This is a genomic window from Rhizobium sp. NFR12, assembly GCF_900108545.1.
Taxonomy (GTDB): domain Bacteria; phylum Pseudomonadota; class Alphaproteobacteria; order Rhizobiales; family Rhizobiaceae; genus Neorhizobium; species Neorhizobium soli.
On record NZ_FNWM01000002.1, the window covers coordinates 823722 to 841325 of the forward strand.

17 protein-coding genes and 3 tRNA genes are annotated in these 17604 nt (G+C 59.1%); 18 read left to right on the forward strand and 2 right to left on the reverse strand.

Translation table 11 applies throughout. The features are described 5' to 3' along the window. Nucleotides 1-13: 13 nt before the first annotated feature. Entirely contained in the window at nucleotides 14-787 is a 774-nt protein-coding gene (locus tag BLW69_RS11255) for an SDR family oxidoreductase (RefSeq protein WP_092661982.1), read from the forward strand. On the opposite strand, the gene BLW69_RS11260 is transcribed toward BLW69_RS11255, so the two are convergent. Then, a complete protein-coding gene (locus BLW69_RS11260) occupies nucleotides 784-1575 on the reverse strand; it encodes a metallophosphoesterase family protein (protein ID WP_062453238.1) in 792 nt (263 codons plus the stop codon). The genes BLW69_RS11255 and BLW69_RS11260 overlap by 4 nt on opposite strands. 263 nt (nucleotides 1576-1838) lie before the next feature. Between BLW69_RS11260 and BLW69_RS22925 the strand changes: the two genes are divergently transcribed. Further along, nucleotides 1839-1991 carry a hypothetical protein gene (locus BLW69_RS22925; protein WP_210184910.1) on the forward strand — a complete coding sequence of 51 codons (153 nt, stop codon included), beginning with the start codon at nucleotides 1839-1841 and terminating at the stop codon, nucleotides 1989-1991. Between the two features lie 582 nt (nucleotides 1992-2573). On the opposite strand, the gene BLW69_RS11265 is transcribed toward BLW69_RS22925, so the two are convergent. Beyond that, nucleotides 2574-2649: transfer RNA gene (locus tag BLW69_RS11265), tRNA-Val, on the reverse strand. Nucleotides 2650-2928: 279 nt separating this feature from the next. On the opposite strand from BLW69_RS11265, the gene BLW69_RS11270 reads away from it, so the two are divergent. The 16 genes from BLW69_RS11270 (at nucleotide 2929) to BLW69_RS11345 (ending at nucleotide 17594) form a co-directional block, all read left to right on the forward strand. Further along, nucleotides 2929-3005, forward strand: a tRNA-Asp gene (locus tag BLW69_RS11270). 58 nt (nucleotides 3006-3063) lie between these two features. Beyond that, nucleotides 3064-3140: transfer RNA gene (locus tag BLW69_RS11275), tRNA-Asp, on the forward strand. A 375-nt stretch (nucleotides 3141-3515) separates the two neighbouring features. Next, on the forward strand, nucleotides 3516-3881 hold the full coding sequence (locus BLW69_RS11280; protein ID WP_062453237.1) for an NADH-quinone oxidoreductase subunit A: 366 nt from the start codon (nucleotides 3516-3518) through the stop codon (nucleotides 3879-3881). Further along, nucleotides 3872-4453 (forward strand): NuoB/complex I 20 kDa subunit family protein, encoded by a 582-nt coding sequence (locus tag BLW69_RS11285; protein ID WP_062453236.1) that lies wholly within the window; start codon nucleotides 3872-3874, stop codon nucleotides 4451-4453. The genes BLW69_RS11280 and BLW69_RS11285 overlap by 10 nt, the downstream gene beginning before the upstream one ends. An 18-nt stretch (nucleotides 4454-4471) precedes the next feature. Further along, nucleotides 4472-5074 (forward strand): NADH-quinone oxidoreductase subunit C, encoded by a 603-nt coding sequence (locus BLW69_RS11290; RefSeq protein WP_092662536.1) that lies wholly within the window; start codon nucleotides 4472-4474, stop codon nucleotides 5072-5074. 234 nt (nucleotides 5075-5308) lie between these two features. After that, complete coding sequence (locus tag BLW69_RS11295) at nucleotides 5309-6499, forward strand: NADH-quinone oxidoreductase subunit D (protein WP_062453235.1); 1191 nt, start codon at nucleotides 5309-5311, stop codon at nucleotides 6497-6499. A gap of 2 nt (nucleotides 6500-6501) precedes the next feature. Further along, entirely contained in the window at nucleotides 6502-6747 is a 246-nt protein-coding gene (locus BLW69_RS11300; RefSeq protein ID WP_092662538.1) for a hypothetical protein, read from the forward strand. Between the two features lie 15 nt (nucleotides 6748-6762). After that, complete coding sequence (gene nuoE, locus BLW69_RS11305) at nucleotides 6763-7695, forward strand: NADH-quinone oxidoreductase subunit NuoE (protein WP_082476136.1); 933 nt, start codon at nucleotides 6763-6765, stop codon at nucleotides 7693-7695. Nucleotides 7696-7786: 91 nt separating this feature from the next. Further along, the gene (gene nuoF / locus BLW69_RS11310; protein ID WP_092661984.1) at nucleotides 7787-9091 is read left to right on the forward strand and encodes an NADH-quinone oxidoreductase subunit NuoF; all 1305 of its coding nucleotides are present in this window, start codon (nucleotides 7787-7789) and stop codon (nucleotides 9089-9091) included. Between the two features lie 233 nt (nucleotides 9092-9324). Continuing rightward, entirely contained in the window at nucleotides 9325-11406 is a 2082-nt protein-coding gene (gene nuoG / locus BLW69_RS11315; RefSeq protein ID WP_092661986.1) for an NADH-quinone oxidoreductase subunit NuoG, read from the forward strand. A 7-nt stretch (nucleotides 11407-11413) separates the two neighbouring features. Then, nucleotides 11414-12457, forward strand: coding sequence for an NADH-quinone oxidoreductase subunit NuoH (nuoH, locus tag BLW69_RS11320; RefSeq protein ID WP_062454722.1), 1044 nt, complete (start codon nucleotides 11414-11416; stop codon nucleotides 12455-12457). Nucleotides 12458-12496: 39 nt separating this feature from the next. Beyond that, complete coding sequence (nuoI, locus tag BLW69_RS11325) at nucleotides 12497-12985, forward strand: NADH-quinone oxidoreductase subunit NuoI (RefSeq protein WP_062580005.1); 489 nt, start codon at nucleotides 12497-12499, stop codon at nucleotides 12983-12985. 139 nt (nucleotides 12986-13124) lie between these two features. Continuing rightward, the gene (locus BLW69_RS11330; RefSeq protein ID WP_092661988.1) at nucleotides 13125-13739 is read left to right on the forward strand and encodes an NADH-quinone oxidoreductase subunit J; all 615 of its coding nucleotides are present in this window, start codon (nucleotides 13125-13127) and stop codon (nucleotides 13737-13739) included. Between the two features lie 27 nt (nucleotides 13740-13766). Beyond that, nucleotides 13767-14075, forward strand: a complete 309-nt coding sequence (gene nuoK / locus BLW69_RS11335; protein WP_062453229.1) for an NADH-quinone oxidoreductase subunit NuoK — start codon at nucleotides 13767-13769, stop codon at nucleotides 14073-14075. Between the two features lie 7 nt (nucleotides 14076-14082). Beyond that, nucleotides 14083-16083 (forward strand): NADH-quinone oxidoreductase subunit L, encoded by a 2001-nt coding sequence (gene nuoL / locus BLW69_RS11340; protein ID WP_092661990.1) that lies wholly within the window; start codon nucleotides 14083-14085, stop codon nucleotides 16081-16083. Then, a complete protein-coding gene (locus BLW69_RS11345; RefSeq protein ID WP_062580009.1) occupies nucleotides 16083-17594 on the forward strand; it encodes an NADH-quinone oxidoreductase subunit M in 1512 nt (503 codons plus the stop codon). Before nuoL ends, BLW69_RS11345 begins: the two co-directional genes overlap by 1 nt. Nucleotides 17595-17604 lie beyond the last annotated feature (10 nt).

Sequence of the window (17604 nt, forward strand, 5' to 3'; positions counted from 1 at the left end):
TGTGGCGACGACGATGCACGTGATCGTAACGGGTGGATCAAGCGGCATCGGACTGGAAGTGGCGCGGATCTACGCATGCCGGGGTGCGCGCGTATCGATCATCGCGCGCACGGCGGCAATGCTTGAAAGCGCTGTTGTCGACCTCCGCAGTACCGGCAAGGCTGACATCAGATGTGAACGCGCGGATGTCGCGAACGATAGCGAGATCTCGCGTGCTGTTGATGCCTGCGAGGCCGCATTCGGACCGTGCGACGTTCTTGTTGCCTCGGCCGGGATGGTAGAACCCGCTTTTTTCGACCAGCAATCGCAGAGCGACTTTTCCCGCCAGATAGACGTCAACCTGCTCGGTACGGCGAATGCCGTACGCTCGGTCTACGCGGGCATGAAGAGCCGCGGGCAGGGCGCAATCATGATCGTGTCCTCGGGTGCGGCACTGATCGGCATACCCGGCTACACAGCTTATTGTGCCTCCAAGTCGGCGCTCACGGGCTTCGCCGAGGCCCTCCAGGCTGAGTCGGTTGGAGATGGCGTCACCATATCGCTGTGCTTCCCGCCGGATACCGAAACGCCGCAGTTCGAGAGGGAACTCGCCAAACGCCCGGCGCAGGCACGGGCTCTGATGGGTGCCGCGCCGCCGTGGAAGGCGAATGCCGTTGCCGAAAAGATCGTTCGCGGCATCGATCGGCGGTCGAAGAAAGTCTATTTCGGCTTTTCCATTACTGGCCTTGGCCTGTTCGGTCCACTGGTGAAGCCGTTCGTGGCGGCCTGGTTTTCCAGACGTCGCTAGATAAACCGCGTCTCTTCGCCCGCAATTCTCAAGATCGTCAGCTTGCCCGAATAAAATGCCCCGGTATCGATGCCGATTCTGTTCGGTCCGAGCGAGGGCTCAGTCTGCGGCGTGTGGCCGTGGATCACGAAGGTGGATGGCAGGTTTGGTCCTTTCGCAAGGAATGGATCGCGGATCCACATCAGGTCAGCCTCCTCCTGGTCTTTCAACGCGACACCCGGCCGAATGCCGGCGTGGACGAACAGAAGCTGTCCGACCTTCATGCTGATCGGCAAATCGGTGAGGAACTGGCGGTGCGCGTCGGGCACGACTTCAGCCAGCAGCTGCTTCAGCGTGCCACTGCGGCTGCGCTGGCGAAAGTTTTGGTCATGCACGTCGAGCCCGTAGGACGCCAGCGTCTGCTCTCCGCCAAGGCTCAGCCATTCGCCATGCGTCTCCGGATCATCGAGGAAGAGGCGGAACACATCGTCATGGTTTCCGCATAGCGGCATTCGGCGCAGACCGTATTCGCTCGGCTTGATCAGATAGTCGAGAACACCCGAGGATGCCGGGCCGCGGTCCACATAGTCGCCGAGAAGAACCACCACGCCCGCACGGCGCGTTTCTTCGATGTCGCGGGCGATCTTCGCCTCGGCTTCCTTGAGGAGCTCCAGGCAGCCATGCACGTCGCCGATCGCGTAGATCGGATAGGTCGGCGCGTCTACGCCAAGGTCGATACGCCGACGGGGACGTGGGACGCTCCCCTGGCTGGAACGTTTCTGGGTGAGCCACCCGATGACCTTGCGCATGATACAGTTCGTTTCGAGAATGAGAGAGAACGTGAGGACACAATGGGAAATGTGCCCCTAATGGACGTTTAACAAGCCCTTTCGGATCTCGTTGCAAACCGTTCAACGATCCCGATGCTGCTGCACCTCCACTGCAGTATGAGAAAGTATAAACCGGCGCTCCACAAAATATATTGCTGCACTGCACCAAGTCCTCGTGCTGCTATGGACAGTTGTTTTATTTTGAAACACTATCGAGGGGAGGAGCTGGGGGAGGGAAATAAATGCGAATACAGATCGTTGCCATCTCGATTATGGCAAGCCTTTTCCTGTGGATTTTCGCATACTATTGTCTGCAGACCACCTACAGGACCGGCCAGGCTTACGGCGTGATGCCGAACCTGAACATCAGCAAACGACTCAGCATCTTTGATTGAACCGGTAAGCGCTTCGAGTAAACGAGAGCTTCTGCGGTGTTGCTAAGGCTGCCTCTGCGCGTAGGTCGCCGCGAGTTGCTTGACCCCTTGGCGATATTTGAACAGCTCTATGCCGCCGACGAAGACGGCGCAGCAGGAGAGGAGAATAAAGGCGACAGCGGCAGCTTTCATGGCTGGACAATGGCATGCCGCTCGCTTCTGCGCCAGTCCCGGTTGAAGTGCTGCCGGACAGGCGTGCAAAACAAGAGACCGGAGAGTGTTCGCCGGCCGTCCAACTGCTACAACGCGTATTGCCGTGCAGGCCGACAGTCTCTTGCAACGTAGCGCTTCAGCGATGCAAACACACAATTGTGTAGCTCGCCAACGTCATTTGCCCGTGATCGAATGATTGAGACTGGATAACGAATCGGTTGGAACCTGGCGTTGATGTCGCGCAGTATTCTGTCGGAGCGGATGAGCCGCTTAGAGCCGCCGCCTACTTCCGGTCAACGCAATCGTCCAAAAGGCAGTGATGGGCAAACATGTGCCATTATCAGCGAGAGAGCATTCTACGGAAATTATCTGGTAGGGAAGGCCGAAGAATGGTGGGCGATGACGGACTCGAACCGCCGACATCCTCGGTGTAAACGAGGCGCTCTACCAACTGAGCTAATCGCCCCTAAACTGCAGACCGTTTCGTCTGCCGCTTCGGTGGCCGTGATCTATGCGGATCGCGCGAAAACCGCAAGAGCTTTGACGACATTTTTTTGAATTTTCGACAAAATCCGTGGCAGATAAGGGTTCTTAACGACAAACCACGGGCCTCGATGTGGGAAAGTGAGTGGCGTCATTATTTTGTCTTCAAACTTGCTTGACACCTCCCGTCGAACCTCTTAGGAAGCGGCCAACCGAGCAGTCGAGGCTGCCTGGTGAGAGACGAAAGTTTCTGAAGAAATGTGCGGGTGTAGCTCAGTTGGTTAGAGTGCCGGCCTGTCACGCCGGAGGTCGCGGGTTCGAGCCCCGTCACTCGCGCCATTCTTCTTCCTCGAACGTCGTGTCCAAATGATGCGGCGCCGTAAAGTCGGCAATATGCGCGGGTGTAGCTCAGTTGGTTAGAGTGCCGGCCTGTCACGCCGGAGGTCGCGGGTTCGAGCCCCGTCACTCGCGCCATTTACTTTCTTTCCTCCAAACTGATCAAGCGTCTCTATCCTCACCGGGATGGGGAATGATCGGGTCGCCGAACCCACCTGTCGCGCTGAGAGTTGCAACGTCCGTCCGCCGCGCCTCTCGAATCGCTATTCCTGAATGAAACTCCATCGTTAGAAGACCGTCGGCAGACCCTTGGCCGGGAACATGTCGGGTACTGATTTGTTGGCGAACGAACTGGTGTTTTCCAGTGGAGTATTATTGGTAGGTGAGGGGGACTCAAAGGGCTTGCGCCTTTCCTCACGCTGCGCTAGTCACGCCTTGTTGCAATGCACGTACGCTTGTCGAATTCATGTTCGAGCGTCGCCCGGCGCTAAAGGCAAGCAGGGATCGAATATCATGAGTGAACTCCTCACTTCCTACGTCCCGATCGCGATCTTCATCGGTATATCCTTGGTGATCGGTCTGGCGCTTCTCATCGCGCCTTTCGCCGTTGCCTACAAGGCGCCTGATTCGGAAAAGCTTTCCGCCTACGAATGCGGCTTCAATGCCTTCGACGATGCCCGCATGAAGTTCGACATCCGCTTCTATCTCGTGTCGATTCTGTTCATCATTTTTGACCTCGAAGTTGCCTTCCTGTTCCCTTGGGCTGTGTCCTTCGGTGAAATCGGCTGGTTCGGCTTCTGGTCCATGATGGTGTTCCTGGGTGTCCTCACGATCGGCTTTATCTACGAATGGAAAAAAGGAGCGCTGGAATGGGAGTAGTCGATAGCGGCACAACTCTCGTCGCGCCGAAGTCCAAGGGTATTATCGACCCGAATACCGGCAAGCCAATTGGCAGCGACGACGCGTTCTTTGGCGAGATCAACAATGAGCTCGCCGACAAGGGTTTTCTCGTCACCTCCACCGACGAGCTGATCAACTGGGCCCGTACCGGCTCGTTGATGTGGATGACGTTCGGTCTGGCCTGCTGCGCCGTCGAAATGATGCAGCTTTCCATGCCGCGTTATGACGTCGAGCGTTTCGGCTTTGCGCCACGCGCTTCGCCGCGCCAGTCGGACGTGATGATTGTAGCGGGAACGCTGACCAACAAGATGGCGCCTGCGCTTCGCAAGGTCTATGACCAGATGCCGGAGCCACGTTACGTCATCTCGATGGGATCATGCGCAAACGGCGGTGGGTATTATCACTATTCCTACTCCGTCGTTCGCGGTTGCGACCGCATCGTGCCGATCGACATCTACGTGCCGGGCTGTCCCCCCACGGCAGAGGCGCTGCTTTACGGCGTGCTCCTGCTGCAGAAGAAGATCCGGCGCACCGGAACGATCGAGCGTTGAGGGCTTGAGGAGGATATGATGACCGAGACCCTGAGCGAGCTTTCGACCTACATTCGCGAATCGCGCTCGACGCTGGTCGAAGACGCGGTGATGTCCTATGGCGAGCTGAACCTGATTGCCACCAGCGACAACATCATCGAGCTTCTGACCTTCCTGCGTGATGATCCGAAATGCGGTTTTATCAGCTTCATCGATATCTGCGGCGTCGATTATCCGGCCCGTGCGAAGCGTTTCGATGTGGTCTACCACCTGCTGTCGCCGCACCGGAACCTGCGTATCCGGATCAAGGTTACAACGGGCGAGGACGAACCGGTGCCTTCGGCATTCTCGGTTTATCCGGGCGCCGACTGGTTCGAACGCGAGGCCTGGGATCTCTACGGTATCCTCTTTACCGGTCACCCGGATCTTCGCCGGATTCTCACCGATTACGGTTTCGAGGGGCATCCGCTCCGCAAGGACTTCCCGACGACCGGCTTCGTCGAGGTTCGCTACGACGACAGCGTCAAGCGCGTCGTCTACGAACCGGTCGAACTCCGGCAGGAATTCCGCAACTTCGATTTCCTTTCACCTTGGGAAGGGACGGATTACGTTCTTCCCGGTGACGAGAAGGCGAAGACCTGACGCGGTTGATTTGGTAATTGCCGGGTTGGGTGGACTTGGTTGAGGGAGCGGGCAGGCGGGTCGACTAGACGTGGTAATGTGATATCGGTCGAAAATATCAGGAGAGGACAGCAACATGGTTGCACTCCCCGAAAGATCGGTTCCTACTAAGTCTGCGTCCGTCTGAATTGATTGACATGACGATGAAGCAGAATTTCGGGCGGTTGCCCATTTTCCAAAGCGCGGAGCGCTGAAATGACGGAACACAACGTCCGGAACTTCAATATCAACTTCGGTCCGCAGCATCCGGCTGCCCACGGCGTTCTGCGTCTGGTGCTGGAACTGGATGGCGAAATCGTCGAGCGTGTCGATCCGCATATCGGCCTCCTGCATCGCGGCACCGAAAAGCTGATCGAGACCAAGACCTATCTGCAGGCCTTGCCCTATTTCGACCGGCTCGATTACGTCGCGCCGATGAACCAGGAGCATGCCTATTCGCTCGCGGTCGAAAAGCTGCTCGGCCTCGAGATCCCGATCCGCGGTCAGCTGATCCGCGTTCTCTATTCGGAAATCGGCCGTATCCTCTCGCATCTTCTGAACGTGACCACTCAGGCCATGGACGTTGGCGCTCTTACACCGCCGCTTTGGGGCTTCGAAGAACGCGAAAAGCTGATGGTGTTCTATGAGCGCGCCTGCGGCGCCCGCATGCACGCGGCATACTTCCGTCCGGGCGGCGTCCATCAGGACCTGCCGGTGGAACTGGTCGAAGACATCGGCCAGTGGTGCGACGAGTTCCCGGCAAAGCTCGACGATATCGACGACCTTCTGACCGGCAACCGTATTTTCAAGCAGCGCAACGTCGATATCGGCGTTGTGAGCCTCGACGACGCATGGGCCTGGGGCTTCTCCGGCGTCATGGTCCGCGGTTCGGGCGCGGCATGGGATCTGCGCAAGTCGCAGCCTTACGAATGCTACGCCGACCTCGACTTCGATATTCCGATCGGCAAGAACGGCGATTGCTACGACCGCTACCTGATCCGCATGATCGAGATGCGCGAATCCTGCAAGATCATGAAGCAGTGCGTCAATCGTCTGCTCAGCGACGCAAAGACCGGCCCGGTGTCTTCGACCGACGGCAAGGTCGTGCCGCCGAAGCGTGGCGAGATGAAGCGTTCGATGGAAGCGCTGATCCACCACTTCAAGCTCTACACCGAAGGCTACCACGTTCCGGCCGGCGAAGTTTACGCGGCCGTCGAAGCGCCCAAGGGCGAGTTCGGCGTGTTCCTGGTCGCCGATGGCACCAACAAGCCCTACCGCTGCAAGATCCGCGCTCCGGGTTATGCACATCTCCAGGCGATGGACTTCATCTGTCGCGGACACCAGCTGGCGGACGTGTCTGCGGTGTTGGGTTCTCTGGACATCGTGTTCGGTGAGGTTGACCGCTGATGATGCTTCGCGCCGTCGCAGCCGCTGCTCTCGTGCTCTCTGCTCCTGCGGTCTCGCAGGCGCAGGAGGCGCTGTCGAGTGTCAGCGGCGGTTCGGCGTCGATGGCTACGCTCCTGTCCGAGGGATACGAGATCAAGACATCCGTACTCAACGGCACGAAGCTGATCGTGTTCATGCAGAAAGACAAGACGGCCTATGCCTGCGAATTCGTGACACTCACGAGAACGCGGTGCGGGGTCATAAACTGATAAGGCGTTGAAAGCATGTCCGTTCGTCGACTAGCCGAAGAACAGTTCCAGCCGGCAAACTTCTCCTTCAACGAGGAGAATGCGGTCTGGGCAGAGGCAACGATCAGGAAATACCCGGAAGGCCGGCAGCAGTCGGCCGTCATTCCGTTGTTGATGCGTGCGCAGGAGCAGGATGGCTGGGTCACCCGTTCCGCCATCGAGCATATCGCCGCCAAGCTCGACATGGCCTATATTCGCGTTCTCGAAGTCGCGACCTTCTATACCCAGTTCCAGCTGAAGCCGATCGGGACCCGTGCGCATATCCAGGTCTGCGGTACGACGCCTTGCATGCTTCGCGGCTCTGAAGATCTGATCAAGGTCTGTCAGAAGAAGATCCATCACGATCCGCTGCATCTCAATGCTTCCGGCACGCTGTCATGGGAAGAAGTCGAGTGTCAGGGCGCCTGCGTCAACGCGCCGATGGTGATCATCTTCAAGGATGCCTACGAGGACCTGACACCCGAGCGTCTTGAAGAAATCATCGACACGTTCGAGGCAGGCAAGGGCGCCGAGGTCAAGACCGGTCCGCAGATCGACCGTCATGAGTCGGCACCGATCGGTGCTCCGATCACGCTGGTCGACGATATCAAGCCGGTCCGCACCAATCTCGAGCCGCAGCCACAGGCTGTGACCGAAGGCGCATCCGTGCCGCCAGCAAATGCCGGTCGTCCGAAGGATACGGCGCCTGAGACCGACAAGTCGCTGAAGACGCCGGTCACGGCACCGAAGGCTGCTGCCGAGAACGTCAAGGTTGCTGAAAAGGGCGAAGGTTCGCCGACGACAACCGAGACGGCGCCAGCAGCGACCGGCAGCAAGGCCGAAGGCGCTCCGGCAGAGCTCGGCGTTCCCTCGGGCGAGACGAAGCCGAAGCGTAGCCGCAAGCCGAAGCCTGAAGGGGAAAGCTCCTGATGATGGGCGCGGCAAAGTTTCGGTCCGTCACTACGGGCATGCTGATGATGACATCCGATGTGATAAAGTCGGTCGAGTAGGTAGATAGATCATGTTGCAAGACCAGGATCGCATTTTCACCAATATCTACGGTCTCAAGGACAAGTCCTTGAAGGGCGCGATGAGCCGTGGCCACTGGGATGGTACGAAGATCATCATCGAGAAGGGCCGGGACTGGATCATCAACGAGATGAAGGCGTCCGGTCTTCGCGGTCGTGGTGGCGCAGGCTTCCCGACCGGGCTCAAGTGGTCCTTCATGCCGAAGGAGTCCGATGGTCGCCCGCACTACCTTGTCGTCAATGCCGACGAATCGGAGCCCGGCACCTGCAAGGACCGTGAAATCATGCGCAACGATCCGCATACGCTGATCGAAGGCTGCGTGATCGCCGGTTTCGCCATGAACGCGCATACCGCCTACATCTATGTCCGCGGCGAATACATGCGCGAGCGTGAAGACCTCCAGGCGGCGATCGATGAATGCTATGCTGCCGGTCTTCTCGGCGTGAACAACAAGAACGGCTGGGATTTCGACATCTACGTCCATCACGGCGCCGGTGCCTATATCTGCGGCGAAGAGACGGCGCTCCTCGAAAGCCTCGAAGGCAAGAAGGGCCAGCCGCGCCTGAAGCCTCCGTTTCCGGCCAATATGGGTCTCTACGGCTGCCCGACGACCGTCAACAACGTCGAATCGATCGCTGTTGCGCCGACCATTCTGCGCCGCGGAGCCTCGTGGTTCTCGTCGATCGGTCGTCCGAACAATGTCGGCACCAAGCTGTTCATGGTGTCTGGTCACGTCAACAAGCCCTGCACCTTTGAAGAGGCGATGGGTCTGTCGTTCCGCGAGATCATCGAGCATCATTGCGGCGGTATCCGCGGCGGTTGGGATAACCTTCTCGGCGTCATTCCCGGCGGCGCGTCCTGCCCGATCGTTCGCGGCGAAGACATGGCCGATGCCATCATGGACTTTGACGGCATGCGCGACGTGAAATCGTCGTTCGGCACGGGCGGCATGATCGTAATGGACAAGTCGACCGACGTCATCAAGGCGATCTGGCGCATCGCAGCCTTCTTCAAGCACGAGAGCTGCGGCCAGTGTACACCTTGCCGCGAAGGCACGGGCTGGATGATGCGCGTTCTCGAGCGCATGGTGCGCGGCAACGCGCAGAAGCGCGAAATCGACATGCTATTTCAGGTCTCGAAGCAGATCGAGGGTCACACGATCTGTGCGCTGGGTGATGCGGCCGCTTGGCCGGTCCAGGGCCTGATCCGCAATTTCCGCCCTGAAATCGAGGCGCGTATCGACCAGTACACGAAGGACTCGACCTCGCACGGCGCAGTTCTGGAAGCAGCGGAGTAACCGGACGGCATCAGCCCGAAGGTTGGAAAGAATTCGAAGGACAAAGGTGTTGGCGGGCTTGCCGCGATCGCCGCTTGGTCCGAAACAGATATTGCCCGGTTCGAAGACGACTTGGGTTTCGATGGGCGCATTTCGCGGGGCGACTGGGTCGGCCAGGCGAGGGCGCTGTTGAAGTAAGGAATGTGTCCCTCGGCGAGACGGCTGATGGATGAACTGAGGACGTAGTTAAGACGATGACGAAGCTGAAGGTAGACGGCAAGGAAATCGAAGTCCCGGATCATTTCACGCTGCTTCAGGCGTGTGAGGAAGCCGGCGCCGAAATCCCGCGCTTTTGTTTCCACGAGCGTCTGTCCGTGGCAGGCAACTGTCGCATGTGCCTGATCGAGGTAAAGGGTGGCCCGCCAAAGCCGGCGGCATCCTGCGCGATGGGCGTGCGCGATATTCGCGGCGGCCCGAATGGCGAACTGCCGGAAGTCTTCACCAACACGCCGATGGTCAAGAAGGCCCGCGAAGGCGTGATGGAATTCCTGCTGATCAACCATCCGCTGGATTGCCCGATCTGCGACCAGGGTGGCGAATGCGACCTTCAGGACCAGGCAATGGCCTTCGGCATCGATAGCTCGCGCTACACCGAAAACAAGCGCGCCGTCGAAGACAAGTACATCGGCCCGCTCGTCAAGACCGTGATGAACCGCTGCATTCACTGCACGCGCTGCGTCCGCTTCACGACGGAAGTCGGCGGCATTTCCGAGCTTGGCCTGATCGGCCGCGGCGAAGATGCCGAAATCACGACCTACCTTGAGCATGCGATGACCTCGGAGCTTCAGGGCAACGTCGTCGATCTCTGCCCCGTCGGTGCGCTCACCTCCAAGCCGTTCGCCTTCACGGCCCGTCCTTGGGAACTGAACAAGACCGAATCGATCGACGTCATGGATGCCGTCGGCTCCGCAATTCGCGTCGACACCCGCGGCCGCGAAGTGATGCGCATCATGCCGCGCGTCAACGAGCAGGTGAACGAAGAGTGGATCTCGGACAAGACCCGCTTCATCTGGGACGGTTTGAAGACCCAGCGCCTCGATCGCCCTTACGTCCGCAAGGACGGCCGTCTGCAGGCTGCAAGCTGGGCCGAAGCCTTCGCAGCGATCAAGACCGCTGTTTCCGCGACATCAGGCGACAAGATCGGCGCAATTGCCGGCGATCTGGCTTCGGTCGAGGAAATGTACGCGCTGAAGTCGCTGATGAACTCGCTCGGTTCGGAAAACCTCGATTGTCGCCAGGACGGGACGGCGCTCGATCCGTCGCTTGGTCGCGGCAGCTACATCTTCAACCCGACCATCGAAGGCATCGAACAGGCCGGTGGCTTGCTCCTGATCGGCGCCAACCCGCGCTATGAAGCTTCGGTTCTAAACGCGCGCATTCGCAAGCGTTTCCGTCGCGGCAACTTCCCGATCGGCGTGATCGGCGAAGTAAGCGAACTCCGCTACGCCTATGATTATCTCGGCGCCGGCCCGGACTCGCTTGCCGAGCTTTCGTCGGGCAGCAACAGCTTTGCCGAAAAGCTGCGCGGCGTGAAGAACCCGATGATCATCGTAGGGCAGGGGGCTCTCTCGCGTCCGGATGGTCTCGCGATTCTCCAGGCAGCGGCAAAGCTTGCCGGTTCCGTTGGCGCGCTGACCGACGAGTGGAACGGTTTCGGCGTTCTGCACACCGCAGCATCGCGCGTCGGTGGCCTCGATCTCGGCTTCGTGCCGGGTGCCAAGGGTGCCAATGCCGCAACCATGCTGAAGTCGATGGACGTTCTCTTCCTGCTTGGTGCCGACGAGATGGAATTCTCGACGAAATACGCCAAGTTCACCGTCTACATCGGCAGCCACGGCGATAACGGCGCGCATACCGCCGACGTCATCCTGCCGGCCGCGACCTACACGGAAAAGTCCGGAACCTGGGTCAACACCGAAGGCCGCGTCCAGATGGGCAACCGTGCCGGCTTCGCGCCGGGGGAAGCCCGCGAGGATTGGGCAATCATCCGCGCCCTGTCAGACGTGCTGGGCAAGAAGCTGCCGTTCGACTCGCTTTATGCTCTGCGTGCGAAGCTTTATGCGGATCACCCGCATTTTGCGGATCTCGACGAGATCGCGACCGGATCGGTCAACGACATCGCCACCCTCGGCCTGAAATCCGGTGAGCTTTCCAAGGGCGGCTTCACGACGCCGATCAAGGATTTCTATCTGACCAACCCGATCGCCCGCGCATCTGCCGTCATGGCAGAATGCTCGGCACTGGCCCGCAACAATTTCCAGGTTGCGGCGGAGTAATATGAACATGGATTCGTTCTTCTGGACCTACGTTTGGCCGGCACTGATCATGGTTGGGCAGTCTCTTCTGCTCCTGGTCTGCCTTCTGGTCTTCATTGCCTACATCCTTCTCGCCGACCGCAAGATCTGGGCGGCCGTTCAGCTGCGCCGGGGTCCAAACGTCGTTGGTCCGTTCGGTCTGTTCCAGTCCTTCGCCGACCTTTTGAAGTTCATCCTGAAGGAGCCGATCATTCCGGCCGGCGCCAACAAGGGCGTCTTCCTTCTGGCGCCGCTGATTTCGGTGACACTGGCACTCGCCACCTGGGCGGTCATTCCGTTCAGCCAGAACTGGGTTATCGCCAACATCAATGTCGGTATCCTCTACGTCTTTGCGATCTCGTCGCTCGAAGTCTACGGCATCATCATGGCCGGCTGGGCATCAAACTCGAAATACCCGTTCCTCGGTGCACTTCGCTCCGCGGCGCAGATGGTGTCTTATGAAGTCTCGATCGGCTTCGTCATCGTCTCGGTCCTGCTCTGCGTCGGCTCGCTCAACCTGACCGATATCGTCAATGCGCAGCATGACGGCCTCGGCACGATGATGGGTCTGCCGGCTTCGTTCCTCGACTGGCACTGGCTGGCGCTGTTCCCGATGTTCGTGATCTTCTTCATCTCGGCGCTTGCAGAAACCAACCGTCCCCCGTTCGATTTGCCGGAAGCGGAATCCGAACTTGTCGCCGGTTACATGGTCGAGTATTCGTCAGCGCCATACATGATGCTGATGCTCGGCGAATACGCCGCCATCCTGATGATGTGCTCGCTGACCACTATTCTTTTCCTCGGAGGCTGGCTGCCGCCGGTAGACGTCTGGTTCCTCAACTGGGTTCCCGGCATCATCTGGTTCATGCTGAAAGGCTCCATGGTCTTCTTCATGTTCGCTATGGTGAAGGCCTTCGTACCGCGCTATCGCTACGACCAACTCATGCGTCTCGGCTGGAAGGTGTTTCTGCCTCTGTCGCTCGCCATGGTCGTGATCGTTGCATTCGTGCTGAAACTGATGGGATGGGCATGATCATGGCTCGTTCGTCACTCGGCATCATTGGAGAATAAGATGGCTATTGCCCAGGCTATCAACTCGCTGTTCCTGAAGGAATTCGTCGGCGCCTTCTTCCTGTCGATGAGGTATTTCTTCAAGCAGAAGGCGACGATCAACTACCCGTTCGAAAAGGGCCCGGTCTCGCCGCGCTTCCGTGGCGAACATGCACTGCGCCGCTATCCGAACGGCGAAGAGCGTTGCATCGCCTGCAAGCTGTGCGAGGCGATCTGTCCCGCCCAGGCGATCACCATCGAAGCCGGCCCGCGCCGCAACGACGGCACGCGCCGCACGGTGCGTTACGATATCGACATGGTGAAGTGCATCTACTGCGGCTTCTGCCAGGAAGCCTGCCCGGTCGATGCGATCGTCGAAGGTCCGAATTTCGAATTCTCGACGGAAACCCGCGAAGAACTGTATTTCGACAAGGCACGTCTTCTCGAAAACGGCGATCGTTGGGAGCGTGAAATCGCGCGCAACATCGGGATCGACTCGCCCTACCGGTAACGGGGCGAGCATGCCGTCGCTCTCATCGGGCGCCGGGCAAGCATTGGTCATTTAATCTCGGTGCGTTCGAAGCGCCGGGTTCTGACGGGCAGGGGGCTTTTTGGAAGCGCCGCCCGATGAGGAACGAAAAGGCACCACGATGGGTCTGCAGGCTATCTTTTTCTACATCTTCGCGTTCATCGCGGTGGCGTCGGCGTTCATGGTCATCTCGGCCAAGAACCCGGTCCATTCGGTGCTCTTCCTCATCCTCACCTTCTTCAATTCGGCGGGCCTGTTCCTGCTGACCGGTGCCGAGTTCCTGGCGATGATCCTGCTCGTCGTCTATATCGGCGCGGTCGCGGTTCTGTTCCTGTTCGTCGTCATGATGCTCGACATCGACTTTGCCGAACTGCGCTCCGGTATTCTCCAATACGCGCCGATCGGCATCGTCATCGGGCTGATCCTTGCGGCTGAACTGATCGTCGTCATCGGCGGGTCGGTGCTGGCACCGGAGGCGGCGAGTTCCATCACGATGCCGATCCCGAACCCTGCCGTGCGCACCAACACGGCCGCTCTCGGCGATGTGCTCTATACAAATTACGTCTATTTCTTCCAGCTCGCCGGCATGGTGCTTCTGGTCGCAATGATCGGCGCCATCGTGCTGACGCTGCGCCATCGCACCAACGTCAAGCGCCAGGATATTTCCAGGCAGGTCGCACGCACGCCGGAAACCGCCGTCGAGGTGGTCAAGGTCAAGTCCGGCCAGGGTCTCTGAAGGTAGCGGGAACAAGGAACAACAAACATGGAAATCGGTCTTTCCCACTATCTCACGGTCAGTGCCATCCTGTTCACGCTCGGCGTGTTCGGTATCTTCCTGAACCGCAAGAACGTCATCATCATCCTGATGTCGGTCGAGCTTATCCTGCTCGCGGTCAACCTCAACATGGTGGCCTTCTCATCCTTCCTGAACGACATCGTCGGCCAGGTGTTCGCACTGTTCATTCTGACCGTCGCTGCTGCGGAAGCCGCCATCGGTCTTGCAATTCTCGTCGTCTTCTACCGCAACCGCGGCTCGATCGCGGTCGAAGACGTCAATATGATGAAGGGCTGATCGGGTCATGATCTACAAGGCAATCGTCTTTCTTCCCCTGATCGGCTTCCTGATCGCCGGCCTGTTCGGCCGCCAGATCGGTGCCAAGGCTTCCGAATACGTCACCAGCGGTCTGATGATCATCGCGGCGATCCTGTCCTGGATCGTCTTCTTCAACGTGGCCCTTCACCACGGCGAAGCCGGCGAAGTCATCAAGGTTCCGGTGATGCAGTGGATGCAGTCGGGCGGCATCGACGTCGAATGGGCGTTCCGCATCGATACGCTGAGCGCGATCATGTTCGTCGTCGTCAACTCCGTGTCGACGCTCGTGCATATCTACTCGATCGGCTACATGCACCACGATCCGCATCGCCCGCGGTTCTTCGCCTACCTGTCGCTGTTCACCTTTGCGATGTTGATGCTGATCACGTCCGACAACCTGGCCCAGATGTTCTTCGGCTGGGAAGGCGTGGGTCTCGCGTCCTATCTGCTGATCGGCTTCTGGTACAAGAAGCCCTCCGCTTCGGCTGCTGCCATGAAGGCGTTCATCGTCAACCGCGTCGGCGACTTCGGCTTCATCCTCGGCATCGCCGGCTTGTTCGTGCTGTTCGGCTCGATCAGCTTCGAAACCATCTTTGCCGCCGCTGCCAACTATCTGCCGGCTGAAGGTGCACCGGAAGCGACGCAGGTCGTTGCCAACATCTTCGGCATGGAACTGACACGGGCGACAGCACTCACCGTCGTCTGCCTGCTTCTGTTCATGGGTGCCATGGGCAAGTCGGCGCAGTTCCTGCTGCACACCTGGCTGCCGGACGCGATGGAAGGCCCGACCCCGGTCTCGGCGCTCATTCACGCAGCAACCATGGTCACCGCCGGTGTCTTCCTCGTCGCCCGCATGTCGCCGGTGTTCGAACTGTCGCCAGATGCGCTGACCATCGTCACCATCATCGGCGCGATCACCGCCTTCTTCGCGGCAACCGTCGGCCTCGTGCAGAACGACATCAAGCGCGTCATCGCCTATTCGACCTGTTCGCAGCTCGGCTACATGTTCGTGGCACTCGGCGTCGGCGCCTATGGTGCCGCCGTATTCCACCTGTTCACGCATGCCTTCTTCAAGGCACTCCTGTTCCTCTGCGCCGGCTCGGTCATCCATGCCGTCGATGGCGAACAGGACATGCGCCACATGGGCGGCCTGCGCAGCCACATCAAGCTGACCTTCGCCATGATGCTGATCGGCACGCTTGCCATCACCGGCGTCGGCATTCCGTTCACGCCGATCGGTTTTGCAGGCTTCTTCTCGAAGGACTTCATCATCGAGGCAACCTACGCGTCCCATTCGCCGGTTGCAGGATTTGCCTTCACTCTGCTGGTCATTGCCGCGATGTTCACGAGCTTCTATTCGTGGCGCCTGATCTTCCTCACCTTCTTCGGCAAGCCGCGTGTGAGCCATGAAGTGATGCATCACGTCCATGAGAGCCCCAACGTCATGCTGGTGCCGCTCTACATCCTGGCAGCCGGCGCAGTGCTCGCTGGTGTCGTGTTCAAGGAATTCTTCTACGGCCACGACTACGACGCCTTCTGGAAGGGCGCGCTGTTCACGTCGGAGCAGAACGAACTGCTGCACGAGTTCCACCACGTGCCGGCACTGGTGGCGCTGTCGCCATTCATCGCCATGCTGATCGGACTTGTCACCGCCTGGTACTTCTACATCAAGTCGCCAGAAACCCCGAAGCGTCTCGCCGCTTCGCAGCAGGGCCTCTACCAGTTCCTGCTGAACAAGTGGTATTTCGACGAACTCTACGACTTCCTCTTCGTCCGCTCGGCCAAGGCTCTCGGCCGCTTCCTGTGGAAGAAGGGTGACGTCGCCGTCATCGATAACTACGGCCCCAACGGCGTCGCCGCCCGCGTGGTCGATATCACCGACCGGGTGGTCAAGCTGCAGTCCGGTTACCTTTATCACTACGCGTTCGCGATGCTGATCGGCGTCGCCGCCCTCGTCACATGGATGATGCTCGGGAGCTCAATGTAATGACCGACTGGCCAATTCTCTCGACGGTCACCTTCCTGCCGCTGGTCGGCGTTCTCCTCCTCTTGCTGACAAACGGCGAGGGGGCGAACGGTCGCCGCAACGTGCTCAACATCGCGCTCCTGACGACGGTCGTCACCTTTATCGTCTCTCTGTTCATCTGGATCGGTTTCGACAATTCGAACCCGGGCTTCCAGATGGTCGAAAAGCATGAGTGGCTTAGCACGGGGATTTCCTATCATCTCGGCGTCGACGGCATTTCCATGTTGTTCGTCATCCTGACGACATTCCTGATGCCGTTCTGCGTGCTTGCCAGCTGGGAAGCGATCGAGAAGCGCGTCAAGGAATACATGATTTCCTTCCTGCTCCTGCAGGTGGCCATGACCGGCGTCTTCGTCGGCCTCGATATCGTGCTTTTCTACATCTTCTTCGAAGCGACGCTGATCCCGATGTTCATCATCATCGGCGTCTGGGGCGGCAAGGATCGCGTCTACGCATCCTACAAGCTGTTCCTCTATACGCTGCTTGGTTCGGTTCTGATGATGCTGGCCGTGATGGCCATGTACTGGCAGGCCGGCACGACCGATATGACCGAGCTTCTGAAGTTCGGCTTCCCGGCCGGCGTTCAGACCTGGCTGTGGCTTGCATGCTTTGCAGCCTTCGCGGTCAAGATGCCGATGTGGCCGGTCCACACCTGGCTTCCGGATGCGCACGTTCAGGCTCCGACCGCAGGTTCGGTCATCCTTGCCGGCGTCATGCTGAAGCTCGGCGGCTACGGCATGATCCGTATCCTCTTGCAGATGTTCCCGCTGGCATCCGAGTACTTCGCGCCGATGGTGTTCGCGCTGTCCGTCATTGCCATCATCTACACCTCACTGGTGGCGATGATGCAGGACGACATAAAGAAGCTGATCGCCTATTCGTCGGTTGCCCATATGGGCTACGTCACGATGGGCATCTTTGCGGCAAACCAGCAGGGCGTTCAGGGTGCGATCTTCCAGATGCTGTCGCATGGCATCGTCTCCGGCGCGCTCTTCCTCTGCGTCGGCGTTGTCTACGACCGCCTCCATACCCGCGAGATCTCGGCTTACGGTGGTCTCGTCAACAACATGCCGAAATATGCTGTCGCCTTCATGATCCTCACCATGGCGAATGTCGGTCTTCCGGGCACATCCGGCTTTGTCGGCGAATTCCTGACGATCATGGGCGTCTTCCGGGTCAACACCTGGGTGGCACTGTTTGCCGCCACCGGCGTCATCCTTTCCGCGTCCTATGCGCTCTGGCTTTATCGCCGGGTCATTTTCGGGGCACTGGAAAAGGAAAAGCTGAAGGCACTTCTCGACCTTTCGACGCGAGAGAAGTTCCTGCTCTACCCACTGGTCGCGCTCACGATTTTCTACGGTTTCTATCCAATGCCGGTCCTTAACGCGACCGCAGCCTCGGTGGATCTCGTGGTGAACAATTACTCCGCAGCCTTGGCCGCAGCAAAGAACCTTGCACTCAACGTGCACTGAGACGGGACGA